The sequence below is a fragment of the Aeromonas sp. D3 genome, from assembly GCF_027705025.1.
Classification (GTDB): domain Bacteria; phylum Pseudomonadota; class Gammaproteobacteria; order Enterobacterales; family Aeromonadaceae; genus Aeromonas; species Aeromonas salmonicida.
Window position 1 is genome coordinate 5,768 of record NZ_JAPDBE010000003.1, and the last position, 14,313, is coordinate 20,080.

At 59.4% G+C, this 14,313-nt stretch carries 9 protein-coding genes, 2 tRNA genes and 1 riboswitch; of the genes, 3 read left to right on the forward strand and 8 right to left on the reverse strand.

Annotated features, from left to right (window positions below):
• Together OKC28_RS02825 and OKC28_RS02830 are read left to right on the forward strand one after the other, a co-directional pair.
• A tRNA-Ala gene (locus OKC28_RS02825) sits at positions 1 to 76 on the forward strand.
• A gap of 48 nt (positions 77 to 124) precedes the next feature.
• Positions 125 to 200, forward strand: a tRNA-Ala gene (locus tag OKC28_RS02830).
• Between the two features lie 137 nt (positions 201 to 337).
• Here the strand turns inward: OKC28_RS02830 and OKC28_RS02835 are convergent.
• Positions 338 to 2,482: an ExeM/NucH family extracellular endonuclease gene (locus OKC28_RS02835; RefSeq protein WP_270687209.1), complete on the reverse strand. Its 2,145-nt coding sequence runs from the start codon at positions 2,480 to 2,482 to the stop codon at positions 338 to 340.
• 296 nt (positions 2,483 to 2,778) lie between these two features.
• A riboswitch (cyclic di-GMP riboswitch) is annotated at positions 2,779 to 2,864 on the forward strand.
• A 115-nt stretch (positions 2,865 to 2,979) separates the two neighbouring features.
• On the opposite strand from OKC28_RS02835, the gene OKC28_RS02840 reads away from it, so the two are divergent.
• Positions 2,980 to 6,012, forward strand: coding sequence for a glycosyl hydrolase family 18 protein (locus OKC28_RS02840; RefSeq protein ID WP_442865733.1), 3,033 nt, complete (start codon positions 2,980 to 2,982; stop codon positions 6,010 to 6,012).
• A gap of 294 nt (positions 6,013 to 6,306) precedes the next feature.
• Here OKC28_RS02840 and OKC28_RS02845 read toward each other — a convergent pair whose 3' ends face one another.
• From OKC28_RS02845 to OKC28_RS02875, 7 genes are all read right to left on the reverse strand, one after another.
• Positions 6,307 to 7,542, reverse strand: coding sequence for a tetratricopeptide repeat protein (locus OKC28_RS02845; protein WP_270687211.1), 1,236 nt, complete (start codon positions 7,540 to 7,542; stop codon positions 6,307 to 6,309).
• A gap of 11 nt (positions 7,543 to 7,553) precedes the next feature.
• On the reverse strand, positions 7,554 to 8,189 hold the full coding sequence (locus tag OKC28_RS02850; RefSeq protein WP_265451953.1) for an energy transducer TonB: 636 nt from the start codon (positions 8,187 to 8,189) through the stop codon (positions 7,554 to 7,556).
• Positions 8,190 to 8,204: 15 nt separating this feature from the next.
• Complete coding sequence (locus OKC28_RS02855) at positions 8,205 to 8,612, reverse strand: ExbD/TolR family protein (RefSeq protein WP_021139802.1); 408 nt, start codon at positions 8,610 to 8,612, stop codon at positions 8,205 to 8,207.
• Between the two features lie 62 nt (positions 8,613 to 8,674).
• Entirely contained in the window at positions 8,675 to 9,202 is a 528-nt protein-coding gene (locus OKC28_RS02860) for a MotA/TolQ/ExbB proton channel family protein (RefSeq protein ID WP_021139801.1), read from the reverse strand.
• Between the two features lie 10 nt (positions 9,203 to 9,212).
• A complete protein-coding gene (locus tag OKC28_RS02865; RefSeq protein WP_059113172.1) occupies positions 9,213 to 10,586 on the reverse strand; it encodes a MotA/TolQ/ExbB proton channel family protein in 1,374 nt (457 codons plus the stop codon).
• Complete coding sequence (locus OKC28_RS02870; protein WP_059113173.1) at positions 10,583 to 11,347, reverse strand: DUF3450 domain-containing protein; 765 nt, start codon at positions 11,345 to 11,347, stop codon at positions 10,583 to 10,585. Before OKC28_RS02870 ends, OKC28_RS02865 begins: the two co-directional genes overlap by 4 nt.
• Before the next feature lie 108 nt (positions 11,348 to 11,455).
• A complete protein-coding gene (locus OKC28_RS02875) occupies positions 11,456 to 14,062 on the reverse strand; it encodes a TonB-dependent receptor plug domain-containing protein (RefSeq protein ID WP_111588390.1) in 2,607 nt (868 codons plus the stop codon).
• Between the last annotated feature and the right edge of the window lie 251 nt (positions 14,063 to 14,313).

Here is a 14,313-nt window from a genome sequence, read left to right on the forward strand (position 1 = left end):
GGGGTTATAGCTCAGCTGGGAGAGCGCTTGCATGGCATGCAAGAGGTCCGCGGTTCGATCCCGCGTAGCTCCACCACTATTTACGACAGATGGCCGCCAGAACCATTTGTTGAGTACAAAATTTGGGGTTATAGCTCAGCTGGGAGAGCGCTTGCATGGCATGCAAGAGGTCCGCGGTTCGATCCCGCGTAGCTCCACCACATTCTTGTGACAAGAAGCAAAAAGGCCACCGTTATCGCGGTGGCCTTTTTGTTTTGGCTCATTTTGTGTCCGGCCGTCTCCTGCCCGTAAAAAAGCCCGCATCGCAGCGGGCTTTTGGCATGATGGCAAAGTCGCATCAGTTGCGACGACGACGCCAGGCCAGGGGCAGCAGGGCCAGCAACAGGGCGCTCATGGCACCACCACCGCCGTTGCTCTCTTCCTTCAGCTTGAGGTCGACGATGATGGGATCATGGTCGGAGGCGCTGAACGGATTGTCGGACTTGATCATGTCACCGGTGAAGCCACGGCCATATTCGAACAGGCTGCTTTCGAACGAATTGATGTGCCAGTCGGCGACCGCGACTACCTTGCTGGCCAGTGCCGGGTTGGCGAGGGCATAGTCCAGGGTGCCGAGTTCGGCTTCGTAGCTGTAGGAGATCGCCTTCTCCTTGTTGAACCTGACATTCATGTCGATCAGGCCATAGCTCTTGCTCACTTCGCTGCCGGTCTGCTCATAGACTTGCTCGCCGAGGAAGGTCCGGGAGGCCGAGACTATCTTGCGCTGACCCTCGGTCGGCACATAGTCGGTCAGCACCCGGATCGCATCTTCCCTGGCGTAGGAGTTGAGGTCACCCACCAACATGACCATGCCCGGCAGCGTGTTCACCGCTTCGCCCAGCACCTTGGCGGCACTGACCCGGAACTCGGTACACTTGCCCTGCAGATCGGCCGGCTCCTTGCCGTCCAGGTTCTCCAGGCAGCCAGATCCCTTGGACTTGAGGTGGTTGACCACCAGGGTCAGCGGCTCTTGGTTGCCATCGACGGTGAAGCTCTGCACCAGGGAGTCACGCTGGGAGGCCTGTTTCTCGACTCCTTTCGCATCCTGGTATTTTTGTACCGGCAGCGTGATGACGCTGGCATCCCCCTGCGGCGTCAGCTTGGCGGGTCGGTAGATCATGGCCACCATGATGGCGTCGCCGCCGAAGAAGCGCTCATCGCCAAGCAGCGCCTTGGGTAGGGCCACGAAGGCGTACTGTTTGTCGGCTTCCTTCTGTTGGGCGTTGAGGCTTTGCATCAGATCACTGATGGCTGAGTGGCTGTCAAAGCCGTTGTTCTCCATCTCCATCAGGCCGAGCAGATCGGCATCCATCTCAGTGATGGCGTTGACTATCTTGGCGCGCTGTTTCTGGAAGTCCTCCAGGTTTTTGGCGCCGCGGTTGCAGCCCTTGGCGCTGTCCGCATCAGCCTGATCCTTGCACAGCACATTGAGGGCCCCCCCCACGCTGGAGTGGCTGGTGAAGTAGTTGAGCACGTTGAAGCTGCCGATACGCAAGTCGGTGCCATCGGCACGGGCCGGTGCGCTCTGGCGATCGTTATCGCCGGTGCGCAGCAGATCGCCGGCGGTGATCACCTGATCCTGCGGCACTATCAACCGGTATTCGTTGTAGCTGTAACCCACCAGCGCATCCAGATTGACCGGGGCATCGCCGATGCGCAGATAACCCTGCTCCGGATCCCAGCCCGGCAACCAGGGCAGTTTGCCATCGGTGGCCTTGAAGTCAGACTCGAGGAATACCCGGTTGCGGGCATTGGCCCTGGCCAGCGCCTTGGCTTCCTTGCTGTCGGCGGCATGCAGCTGGGTCGGCTTCATCAGCGGTGCCTGGTGTGACAGCACCAGATTGTTGCGTTTGGCGGCGTAGTCATAGCTGAAGTTGCGGCTTACCTTGAGCGCGCTGTCAGCATCGAGGCGTACCCGCATTCCTTCGTGACGCTCCAGCGCCCGGGCCAGGGTCTCGTTTTCCAGTACCCGCAGCGGCACGGCGGCAGGCACAGAGCCCTGAGCGAGAACCTGCAGACGCGGGGCGCCGCTGTCAACGACCGGCTTGAGCTGGGTGTGGTTGTAGTACTCCTCGACCTTGGCCTCCAGGCAGACTTCGGCGCCCGGCTTGATGTCCGGGTACTTGCTGGCGAAGTTCTTGTCGTTGAGGTAGACGAAGATGCCATCCGAGGTCTGGGGATTGTCATCCCCTTGCAGATCCTGCAGGTAGAAACCCTTGTTGAGACTCTCACCAAGTGCCGTGACCACCGCCTTGACCGTGACGCTCTGGGCGCTTTCGAACTTGCCATCGGGGATGAGGGGACTCTTGCCACCAATGCCCTGAATGACGGGGATGGGGGTGAGGGCACTGTCAGCCGGGCAGCTGAAGCTGGCGGCATGGACGGACGGGGACGCGAGCGCAAGCCCCACGGCCAGCGACAGCAGGGTACGTGTTCCTTTCATAACGGTTCCTTTTTTATTTTTTGCCAGTGTTTCCATAGCCTTGGCACCTTGACCAAGGGCGCGCATTGTCACATTTCTGGCACGTCATACCAGTGAGCCAACGCACATTACCGGGATGCAAATGAGGGCAGTGCTGGTTTTTTTGACCTGACTAACGTTATGAAATTAATGATAAAATCATTAATTCACTGTTCTCGGGAAAGTGTGATCTGGCTTGCATCCACATATTTTTCTTCGAGAATGAAGATTGAGACTCTGCTGGTTGATTCCTATACTCGGCTTGTTCCTCACGGAACCTAGGTAAAGGGCAAACCGGTCGAAATGCCGGGACGCAATGCCTCCGGTCTCCAGATCAGTCGATCCAGATAGCGGGGCTTCCCAGGGTGAAGGTGGTGTTTGTGGCACGTCCATTGCCAGTTGTCTGCTCCCATCACGCCGGTTGCGCTTGTTCTTTGCCCTGGTGACCAATGCCAAGACAAAACAAGGAAGATAACAATATGCAACAGACCTTAAGGCCCAGCAGGCTTGCCATGCTGGTGGCCCTGGCTGCCATGCCCGCTTGGGCACAAGCCGCTTATCCCGCCTATCAGGCCGGCACCGCTTACAAGGCTGGCGATGTGGTCAGCAACGCAGGCGCTCTCTACGAATGCAAAGAATTTCCCTACTCCGGCTGGTGCGGGGCATCCCCCTATCACTATGCCCCCGGTGTGGGTGCAGTCTGGGCCGATGCCTGGACGCTGTTCAATGACGGCGGCACGACTCCGGGCCTTGGGCTTGCAATCAGTTCGCCCGCGCTTGGTAGCGTTTTCAACGAAGGTGTACCCGTGGCCCTGGCGGTCACCCTGAGCGGCAACAGCAGCGCCCTGGTCAAGGTCGAGTATCTGATCGATGGTCAGCCGGTGGCGGTGAGCAGCGGGGCCCCCTGGTCGGCCAGCTGGGTCGCTACCGGTGTCGGCCCCCATCAACTCAAATCTCGTGGGCTGGACAAGTATGGCGCCGTGCTGAGCGAGGCGGATGCCAGCTTCAGCGTCAACGCCGTGGTTGCGCCAGAGGCGCCCAGGGTGAGCATCAGCAGCCCGGCCAACGGCGCCAAGGTAACCCTGGGGCGCAGCGTGGCGGTCAGTGGCAATGTCACCGATGCCAACAATGACGTGGCCAGGGTCGAGCTCTATGTGGATGGCAAGAAAGTCGGTGAAGACGTCAGCGCCCCCTGGCAGGTGAGCTGGACGCCCCAGAGCAAGGGGGCTGCCGCCCTCAAGCTGGTGGCGACCGACAAGGAAAATCTGGTGGGCGAGTCTGCCCTGGTCGATGTGCAGGTGGAAGAGGCGGCGCTACCGCCCACCGGTGGCAACCTCTCTTGTGACATTCGCCAGATCTATCGCCCGGACGGTTACGAGTGCATGGGGGATGACCACGCCCGCCGGGTGATCGGTTACTTCACCTCTTGGCGCACTGGCAAGAATGGCCTGCCCGCCTACCTGGTGAACGACATTCCCTGGGACAAGCTCACCCACATCAACTACGCCTTCGCGGCTGTGGACGAGCAGAGTCACCAGATCAAGGTGGATGATGCAGCCACCAAGCTGACCTGGGATGGTGTGCCGGGCGCCGAGATGGATCCCGAATTCGCCTATCAGGGCCACTTCAACCTGATCTCCAAGTACAAGAAGCAGTATCCGGACGTGAAGACCCTTATTTCGGTAGGGGGCTGGGCCGATACCCGCGGCTTCTACACCGCCACTACCAAGGGCGACTGCTCGGTCAATACAGCCGGCATCAACGCCTTTGCCGATTCGGCGGTGAGCTTCATCCGACAGTACGGTTTCGATGGGGTAGATGTGGACTACGAGTACCCCACCTCCATGAAGGATGCAGGCAACCCCAACGACTTCCCGCTCTCCAACCAGTGCCGTGCCAAGCTGTTTGCCAACTACGAGGTGCTGATGAAAACCCTGCGGGCGCGGCTCGACAATGCCGGTACCGAGGATGGACGCAAGTACATGCTGACCATAGCCTCACCGGCGTCAGCCTACCTGCTGCGCGGCATGGAGAACTTCCAGGTCACCCAGTATCTGGATTACGTCAACCTGATGACCTATGATTTCCACGGTGCCTGGAATCACTTTGTTGGTCACAACGCGGCCCTGTTCGACAACAATGCCGATCCCGAACTCTCCCACTGGGGCGTATACAATCAGGCCCAGTTTGGCGGTATCGGTTACCTCAACGCCGCCTGGTCTGCCCACTACTTCCGTGGTGCGCTGGCGGCCGGCAAGATCAACGTGGGTGTGCCCTATTACACCCGCGGCTGGCAGGGGGTGAGCGGTGGCAGTCACGGTCTGGGTGGCAAGGCGGCCCTGCCGAGCCAGAACGAGTGTCAGCCGGGCACGGGTGGCAGTACGATTCCGTGCGGCAATGGTGCGGTCGGCATCGACAACATCTGGCACGATCTGGACAAGAACGGCAAGGAGATCGGCGGTGGCGCCGTGCCCATGTGGCATGCAAAGAACCTGGAGCACGCGGCCAGCCTGGGCATCACAACGTTGCCAAGTTACGGCACGGCCTGGGGTCTGGACCCCAACAATCCGGCCCATGTGATGCAGGGCAAGTATGTGCGTTACTACGATGACAAGGCACATGCGCCCTGGCTCTGGAACGAGGAGAAGAAGGTGTTTCTCTCCACCGAAGATGAAGAGTCCATGGCTCACAAGCTGGACTACATCATCAAGCGCGGGTTGGGTGGCGTCATGTTCTGGGAGATGGCGGGGGACTACGCCTTCGATCCGGCCAAGAACGAGTACGGCATGGGCAGCACGCTGACGACTCTTGCCTACGAGAAGTTTGCCAAGGCAACTCTGTACAACAACAAGCAGAATGATCTGGCCGCGCCGAGTGCCCAGCTCGACATCCAGGTCAGCCTCTCCGGCTTCAAGGAAGGAGACTCCAACTACCCGATCAACCCGAAACTCAAGCTGGTCAACAAGTCGACCCAGACCATTCCGGGTGGCGCTCGCATCGAGTTTCTGATGCCGACGTCCACCTCTGACACCATCACGGATCAGAGTGGCATGGGGCTGAAAGTGGCGGAGAGCGGTGGCAACGACAACTCGGAGGGCATTGCCAACGAGAAGGACTTCCACAAGGTCGCCATGAACCTGCCGGGCTGGCAGACACTGGCACCGGGGGCTGAAGTTGAAGTCGCCATGACCTACTACCTGCCCGCCGCCGGTGTGCCGAGCGGCATGCGTATCATCAGCGGCAGCCAGACCATAGGCCTCAAGGCCGAGTTCCCGACCCTGCCGGAGGCCGAGCTCGGCACTGGTGGTGGCGAGAACCCGGGCGGTACCAGCTGCAGCAGCCAGAACGTCAATCCGGCGGCCTACAAGGCCTACCCGACCTGGCCGCAGGGGGATCACGCAGGTGGCGGCGATCGCATCACCCATAACAAGGTGGTGTGGCAGGCCAACTGGTGGACCAGCAGCGAGCCCAAGGCGACCGATGGGAGCTGGAAGCTGGTATGCAGTTACTGATGGCGCAACGGAGCGGGAGCGGCCGACACCCTCACCGATGAGGTAATGCCCGTATCCATGAATGACCCAATCCGGAGCCCAGGCTCCGGATTTTTTATGACGGCAGATATAAAGAGGGGGTCGCAGGCATAAAAAAGACCGCTCCGGGGAGCGGCCAATTGCCACCAAGGCAAGCGGTGGGGCGAACCCCTTGTGGTATGAAACGGGGGCGGTGAGGGCGCCCGCACCCGTTTCGCGTCATTGAGCCTTGACCTCGACTCGGGAGTGAATGGCCTGAGCCGGTGCGCTCGGCGCTTACTGCGTGACTGCCTCTCCCTCTTGCTCCTTGAGGAAGCTGATCCAGGGGGCAGCGCGACCGCTGACGTTGCCATTCTGTGCAGCCTGGGTGAAGGCACTCAGTGCCTCCTTCGGCTTTTTCTGCTCAAAATAGGCGACCCCGGTCAGGAACTTGAGATCCGCCCGCTGTTCGCCACTGGCATTGGCTGCCGGTTTGGCGGCCAGGGCCACCAGATCCTGATAGCGTTTGCTCTGGATCATCATGCGCGCCATCTTGAGCTGCAGCTCGGCACTGGGGGCCATCTGGTAGGATTTGGCCAGGGTATCAATGGCCGGATCCAGCTCCTTGGCCTGATGCCAGTAGTTGGCCAGTGTCTTGTAGTTGGCTGCACTGTTCTCTATGCTCCCCTCCTTCATCGCCTTCTCCATCACGCGTGCCGCGCGGTGGGGAATGCCGGCGAAGGCCAGGTAGTTGGCGAGGCGCTGCAATTCGGCCGACTCGGTCAGCATGCCGAGGTTGTAGGCCGATTCGAGCGCCGCCAGCGCCTTGGCATCATTGCCCGCCTGCATGTGCATGGCGGAGAGCTGAGTCCAGTACTTCTTCTTCTCCGGGAACTTGTCCACCAGAGCGGTCAGCACCTCCGTGGCCGGCTTGTACTGTTTCAGCTCGTAGTGCGCCGCCATCTTGAGCAGATACCAGGACTCCGGCGCCTTGCCCGCCGACAGCTTGATGGCCTGATCCACCGCAGGTATGGCCTCTCGATACTGCTTGAGCTGCACATGGGCGTTGGCCAGGGTGATGTAGGCGTGCGGGGTCGGTTTCTCATCCTTGCCCAGACTCGCAAACCACTGGTTCATGGTGCTGATGGAACCCTTGAAGTTCCCCTCCGCCATATAGAGCTGTGCCAGGTTGTAGCGCACCTGCTGTGCCACGGGTTGTGGCAGGCCGCCGGTGGCGATGGCCTCGGCGAAGTATTTGGTCGCCTGACCGTATTTTTCCTGCTGTGCGGCCACGAAGCCGAGGGTCTGCAGTATCACCCCCTTGTCGTAGACGCGCTCGCCGGCACCGGACAGCGCCTCCTGCAGCTTGCCATTGGCCTCGCCGTATTTCTTCTCTGTGATCAACTCCTGCGCCTTGTTGACCGCGCGATAGGCGCGATCCGACAGGGCTGGTTGCTCGGCGGCCCAGCTGGCGGTGCTGAGCAGCACCGCGATGGCAACCGGGGCGAGGATCAGGGTGTGTAACTTTTTCATCGCCACCTTCCTTAGTTGGTCGCAAACTCGATTTCTTGCTGCATGCGACTGGCTTGCGGCTTGCCGTCCACCATGGCCGGCTTGAAGGTCCATTTTGTGATGGTCTTGCGCGCGGCCTTGCCGAGGTCATAGCTGCGCGGCTCTTCCTTCACGATGCGGATATTGCTGACGGTGCCGCGTTCGGTCACGGTGAACTCCACCAGTACCTTGCCGGAGGCGAGCCCGGCCAGCGCCGCCTTGCGGGGCATCATGGGTTCGAAGGTCGCCAGTGGAATGGCACCGTTGTTGCCACCCATACCGCCACCACCGCCGCCCGTGCTGTAGGCACCGAGGGCGTTGCCGCCCCCTATGTTGACCGGCAGGTCGAGTTTGGGCATGTCCATGGGCGAGCTGTCCATCTTGGGCCTGTCCGTACTGGCCACTTCCATCTCGGGAGGGGGTGGCGGGCGTTTCGGCGGCGGCGGCTTGGGCAGCTCCCGTTGTTTCTCTTGCAGTGTCTCCTGCGGCTTGAGGCGGATGAAGTCGACCATGCTGACGTCTTCTTTTTCCTGCAGCTCGCGCCTGTCCTGGTTGACCAGCTTGTTCATGCCCCAAAAGAGGCCGAACACCACCAGGAAGGCGGCGGCAAAGGATATCAGGTATCTCATAGGTGACCCCTGGCATCAGCCGTCTTTGTTGGCGGCAATGGAGATGTTCTGTACTCCCGCCATGCGGATCTGATCCATCACCTGCACCACGACACCGGAGCGGGATTCAACATCGGCTTGAATGACTACGGCGCCTTCCGGGTTTTCCGCTCTCAGTCGTTCTATGTTGGCGCGAACTGCGCCCACTTCGACCATGCGTTTGTCGACCCAGACCTGACCGTTTTCACGGACTGCGACCATGATGTTGCCTTTTTTCACTGTTTCGGCGGTATTGGCACTCGGGCGGTTGATCTCAACCCCGGCTTCCTTGACGAACGAGGTGGTGACGATGAAGAAGATCAGCATGATGAACACTATGTCCAGCATGGGGGTCATATCGATCGCCGCCTCGTCTGCGCTGCTTGCGCTGTGACGCTTTCTCATAGCAAAAACTCCTTGCTTGTATCGGGCGGGGAGAGACTCCCCGCCAGCTATCTGTCCCTGACTTATCCGTGTTTCAGACTGTCTTCCAGCTTGTCGACAGCGAGTCGGCCCTTGTGCTCAAGGCGACTGGCGAAGAACAAGCCCGACAGGGAGGCGACCATGCCTGCCATGGTCGGAATGGTTGCCTTGGAGATACCGGATGCCATCGCTCTGGGGGAGCCGGTGCCAGTGATGGCCAGGGTGTCAAACACCTGCACCATGCCGACCACGGTTCCCAGCAGCCCCATCAGGGGACAGAGTGCGATCAACACCTTGATGACCGGCATCCCCTTGTCCACGGCCAGCGCCACCCGGGAGACCAGCTCACGCCGGATCTGCTTGGCAGACCAGGAGAGATGATCCTGGCGTGCCTGCCAGGTTTGGTGTGTCCCTTTCGCCTGCTGCGGGTAGACAGTCAGAAAATAGATCCAACGTTCCAGCAGCAGGGCCCACATCAGCAGAGTGAGGAAGAAGATGGCAACTAGCACATCTCCTCCCATTCCCAGGAAGCGGCGAATGGACTCCGCTTCTTCTATCAACCAGAACCACATGGGAGACTCCTTACGCTGCGGCTTTGGAGGCGTGCAGGCTTTCCTGATAACGGGCGACGAAACCGGCGCTCTGCTCTTCCAGGATCTGGATCAGGCGGCGGCTCTGGGTCTGTACCAGGGTATAGAGGAACAGCATGGGCACGGCGACTACCAGACCTTGCATTGTGGTGACCAGCGCCTCTGAAATACCCCCCGCCATCAGCTTGGGATCGCCGGTACCGAACAGTGTGATGGCCTGGAAGGTGGCAATCATGCCGACCACTGTACCCAGCAGGCCCAGCAGCGGCGCCACCGAGGCGATCAGCTTGATGATGCCGACCCCTTTCTCGAGCTTGGGCACGTTGCGCAGTATGATTTCATCCAGTTTGGATTCCAGATCTTCTATGTTGTCACCGCGGTGGGTCTCATAGGCCGTCAGCATGTCAGCCAGCGGGTTGCCCTTGATCACCTTGTCGGACTTGAGCTGCTTGCGCATGGCGCCGCCGATCAGGGAGAGACGAGCACCGCAGAACAGGGCGATCAGCACGCCGATGGCACCCAGCGCCAAGATCACATAGCCTACTGCGCCACCCTGATCGATACGCTCGCCCAGTGTCGGTGATTGCACCAGCAGAGAGAGGATCACACCCCGTGACGGGTCAATATAGATGGGTTTGAGGCCATCGCCACCCTGTTCAAAGTCAGCGATCGGTGAGGTGATCTTGCTGTCAGGTTGACGGGAGAGCTGTTCGAACTTGCCGGTTTCCGGCACAAAGTTCAGGTACTTGCCTTCCAGAACTGTGTTGAACTCACCGATCTGGGTGACTGTCTTGTCTGCCTGGTTGCCTTCGCCATACACAACCGTTGCCGGTATATGGCTCACCTTGCCACCATCGACCATGCGGCTGAGGGTCGCGGTCCAGAAGGCTTCCAGCTCTTCGCTGGAGGGCAACTCCTTGCTCTCTGCCAGTTTGGTCAGCAGTTCGGATTGCTCCGGATGCAGGATCCGCATGGGTGATGCATGGAAAATGCCCTTGAACTCACCGGCAAACTGGCGCACTACCCCGAACATCTCACCCATGTTGCCAGAACGCTGGCGCAGGGTGTCGGTCAGTTCGGTCAGCTGCTTGTCATTGGCATCGAAGGTGGCTTTGAGCTGCTCGCCCTTGGCGGTTTCGGCGGCAAGCTCGGCCTTGGCCTTGGCCAGCAACGCAGTCTGCTGGTTCTTGTCGGCCAGGAAACGGGCTTCCCGTTCCTTGTTGAGCTGGGATTCGCTCAGGCTGGAGGCCTTGACCTGGTTCAGCAGGGCGTTCAGGTCCACCGGTTTCTCGGCGGCGGTCACCGGCAGGGTGAACAGGGTAGCTCCCGCAATCAGGGAGGCAATGGCGAGTTTGATTCCTTTCATGATGCTTTCTCCGCAGTTTGTACCGGCAGCTTGATCAGCGCGGGCGGTGCCTGCTTCTTGGCGATACGCAAGCCCTGTTCGACTGCACTGCGATACTCTTGTGGCAAGGCTTCCCACTGGCGGGTCTGCTTGTTCCAGACCCCTGTTTCCATGCCGTCCGGGGACTGGTAGAGCAGGGCGATGCGGCCCACCCGCAGGAATTCGTAGGTTTTCTCGCTGCCATCCTTGTCCAGACTAGCCTTGTAGGCCTCTATGGTGCGGCTGAAGCCCTCCTCGATCTGGTAGGCCTCCAGGATCTTGCGGTACTTCTCGGAGATGGTGACATCGGCCCGGTTCATCAGGTCGGTCAGGGCCGCCACGCGGTCTTCCCGTTCGACCTTCTGGAACGGCAGATCCAGCGATACAAACTGCTCGAGGGAGTCGATCATCTTGAGCATCAAGGGCACCACTTCGGTGCTGGTCTGATCGATCTGGGCAATCTGGCGCTGCATAGAGGCCAGCTCGCTGGCCTGGGAATCGACCATCTTGCCCACTTGCTCGTTGTAAGCGCGCAGGCTGTCCGCCTGGCGCAAGGCTGCCTTGTACTGGGCCAGGGCAGACTCGGCAGATTCGGCGTAGGTGTCGATCTTCTGCTGGGAAACTTTGGATGCATTGTCGGTGGCGGCTTGAGCGTCCACTGCCTGACCGGCAGAGGCGGCACTCAGATTGAAGCTGGTCAGCAAGGCAGCGGATACCAGGCTGCCGAGGAGCGCTTTCTTCATTTTAATAGTCCTTGTCTTCATAGGATTACCCTATCTCCGTAACTTCCTTGGACGTTGGGCAAAGCCGGCCCGACCGGGCCGGCTTGAGTCGTATATCAACGGGGTTGATTAGAACTTCTGGGTGTAGTCGAGGTAGTAGATGCGACCATCGATGCTGTACACGTCTTCGTCATAGGTGAAGCCATCGCTTTCCAGTGACGGGGCAGTGTTGAACATGTTCTTCACGCCGACCTGGATCTTGCCATCCCAGGGGGCTTCGACGCCGACGTTCAGGTTCCAGGTAGTCTGGGACGCAATGTGACCCACTTCAGCACCGGTATCGGCGATGTAGTCCTGGCTCTGGGAGTCGATGTAGCTGGCGCTCAGGTAGGTATCCATGTTCCACCACTGGGGCACGTTGACACCGACACCCGTGTTGAAGCGCAGCTGAGGTCTGCCGTTCTGACCGATCTTGTCGATGACGGGACCACCGGCATACAGACCTTCCTTGTACTCCAGGATATAGGTACTGCCGAAGTCATAGCGCACCGTTGCTACGTTCAGGTCGTACTTGTAGTCCGCCTTGAAGTCCAGGCCGCTGGTGTTCAGCTCGCCTAGGTTGACCATGGGAGCCGTGCCCTGTTTGATCTTGCCCTGGCTGTTACGCACTATGTTGCTGGAGCTGCCGGTGTTCAGCTCGTCATAGATGATGGACTGAAGTGAGTTCAGCTGGATCAGATCGGTGATCTTGATGGTGTAGTAGTCCAGCGACAGATTCAGATCATCCAGCGGGCTGTAGGCCACACCGAAGTTCCAGGTATCGGCAGTCTCTTCTTTCAGATTCTCGTTGGCAGTACGGATGGTAGTGTATTGCTGATTCGGGCATGCCGCAGCCGAAATGCCGTTCGCTGCGCAATAGACATAATCCTTGGCCCAGTCGGCAGACTCGGAGTCGGCAGAATAGAGATCTTTCAAGCTGGGAGCGCGGAACGAACGGGACCAGGAGGTGCGCAGCATCAGGTTGTCCAGCGGCTGGTAGCGCAGACTGGTTTTGGGCGAGAAGGCGCTGCCAAAGTCGCTGTACTTGTCGTAACGGCCGGCGACGTTGAGCTCAATCTCATCCGTGATGGGGACCAGTGACTCGATATAAGCAGCCGTTACATCACGAGAGCCACCGGACGAGTTGCCCGCTGAGCCTATGATGTTGCCAGCTTCGGACTGGGCATCGTACTTGTCGGCGTAGACCCAGTCGTTATACTCGGCGCCTGCATACCAGCTGACCGGTCCGGCCGGCAGTTCACCCATGTCCCACTGGACACCGGCATACCACTGGTAGAAGTCCATGGTGGCGCGGCGACTGGTGTCGGCAGCCATGGAGGCAGTGGTGGAGGCATCAAATTCGCCACCGACGAACTTGCCATCTTCGACCGCCTTCTGGGCGGCGGATTTCAGTACATAACCGGTGCCGTTCTCCTTGTTGTCGGTCTTGGAGTACATGTAACCGGCGTTCCACTGCATGTCACCGACGCTTTCGGTGGCTAGGGTGCCTTCAAAACCCAGGTTCATGCTACCAGTGGTGTCAGTGACCAAGTTGTCACGGGTACCAACGTTGCTGAAGCGGTAGTAGGCATAAGCAGCCTCGCCCAGGCCCTGGGTGGCGGCGGCATCCAGGCCGTTGTCGGTAAAGAACTGGGCGTTTTTAGGGTTGGCAGGATCTATGGTGAACACCCCTGCTGCGGGTGCAAAGCGACCGAAACTCTCGACCCGTGAGCCAATGATCTGGGGCACGAAGTCGACGTTGTCGTTGATATGATAACGACCATTCAAATAGAGGGTGTCACGACTGCGGGAGGCGGTAGTGGCGGCAACCTGACCGTAGTTGAAGTTGCAACCGCCTTCGAAATTGGTGAAGGGCTCCTTGCAGGTGCCGTCTGCATTGGCTGCGCCAGCCAGCGGGCCATATTTCCAGATGGCATCGCCATTGCCATCCAGGCCAGTGATCCCTTCCACGTTGCGGCCATAGACGCTGGGGGAGTCGTTACCCTGCTTGGCTAGGTAAGTACGATCGCGGGCATAGACGACGTCTTTCTTGTCGTGCTCGTAGACCGCCATAAGGGAGCCTTTCTCGCCGGCGACACCGGCGACGATGGAGCCACTCTTCTCGTCACCGCCCTCTTCGGTCGGGCTGCCAATACGGCCCTGGAAGGTCAAGCCCTCATAGCCCTCTTTGAGCACCACGTTGATGACACCGCCGATGGCATCGGAGCCATAGATGGCTGAGCCGCCGTCCAGGTTCACTTCCACCCGTTCAACCGCCGCCATGGGGATGGTATTGAGGTTGATGGCTGTGCCACCCATGGTGGGAGAGCCCGCTACCCGTTTGCCATTCAACAGGATCAGGGTGCGCTCCGAGCCAAGGCCGCGCAGGCCTACGGTCGCCTGGGATTGATAAGAGCTGCCGGAGGCGGGGGATACACCACCGAAGGAGTTGTAGGAGGCTTGTTTCAGGTAGTCGGCCACTGTCTGCTGACCTGATTGCTCAATCTGGGCTTTGCTGACGGAGACAACAGGGGTGGCACCTTCCACATCGACGCGGGAGATACGTGAGCCGGTAACCTTGATTTTTTGCAGCTTTTCGACGTTTTGGCCTTCTTCGGCCAAGACAGGGGTGGTCATAACTGCCGCGCTCGCCAAGGCAAACGCTACGGCAGCAGAGAGTCTGCTTTTCCTAAGCATCGCTTATATCCTTCCTGGTTGTTTTTTGTTTGCTTCCATACCGCCCTCGTTGGAGCGATGCGTAAGGCTTATCAATCTTTGGCTGGTGACGTCAATGGAGCAGGGGAAAAGCAGAGAGCTGAGTGCAAGCTGAGTGCAATAAGAGGAGTGTGTTATTTGTGTGGCGCTTTCTCAGTGAATAATTCTATGAATAACATTCAAAGCAATGTGAAAATTTTGTTAAATGCCTTTTGTGTCGCCTAACTAAAAAG

Bases quoted from the DNA above. Each gene is read 5' to 3' on its own strand.
- OKC28_RS02860 (WP_021139801.1), bottom strand. From the start codon at position 9,202: ATGTGGTTCTGGTTGATAGAAGAAGCGGAGTCCATTCGCCGCTTCCTG.
- OKC28_RS02865 (WP_059113172.1), bottom strand. From the start codon at position 10,586: ATGAAAGGAATCAAACTCGCCATTGCCTCCCTGATTGCGGGAGCTACC.
- OKC28_RS02870 (WP_059113173.1), bottom strand. From the start codon at position 11,347: ATGAAGAAAGCGCTCCTCGGCAGCCTGGTATCCGCTGCCTTGCTGACC.
- OKC28_RS02835 (WP_270687209.1), bottom strand. From the start codon at position 2,482: ATGAAAGGAACACGTACCCTGCTGTCGCTGGCCGTGGGGCTTGCGCTC.
- OKC28_RS02875 (WP_111588390.1), bottom strand. From the start codon at position 14,062: ATGCTTAGGAAAAGCAGACTCTCTGCTGCCGTAGCGTTTGCCTTGGCG.
- OKC28_RS02850 (WP_265451953.1), bottom strand. From the start codon at position 8,189: ATGAGATACCTGATATCCTTTGCCGCCGCCTTCCTGGTGGTGTTCGGC.
- OKC28_RS02840 (WP_442865733.1), top strand. From the start codon at position 2,980: ATGCAACAGACCTTAAGGCCCAGCAGGCTTGCCATGCTGGTGGCCCTG.
- OKC28_RS02845 (WP_270687211.1), bottom strand. From the start codon at position 7,542: ATGAAAAAGTTACACACCCTGATCCTCGCCCCGGTTGCCATCGCGGTG.
- OKC28_RS02855 (WP_021139802.1), bottom strand. From the start codon at position 8,612: ATGAGAAAGCGTCACAGCGCAAGCAGCGCAGACGAGGCGGCGATCGAT.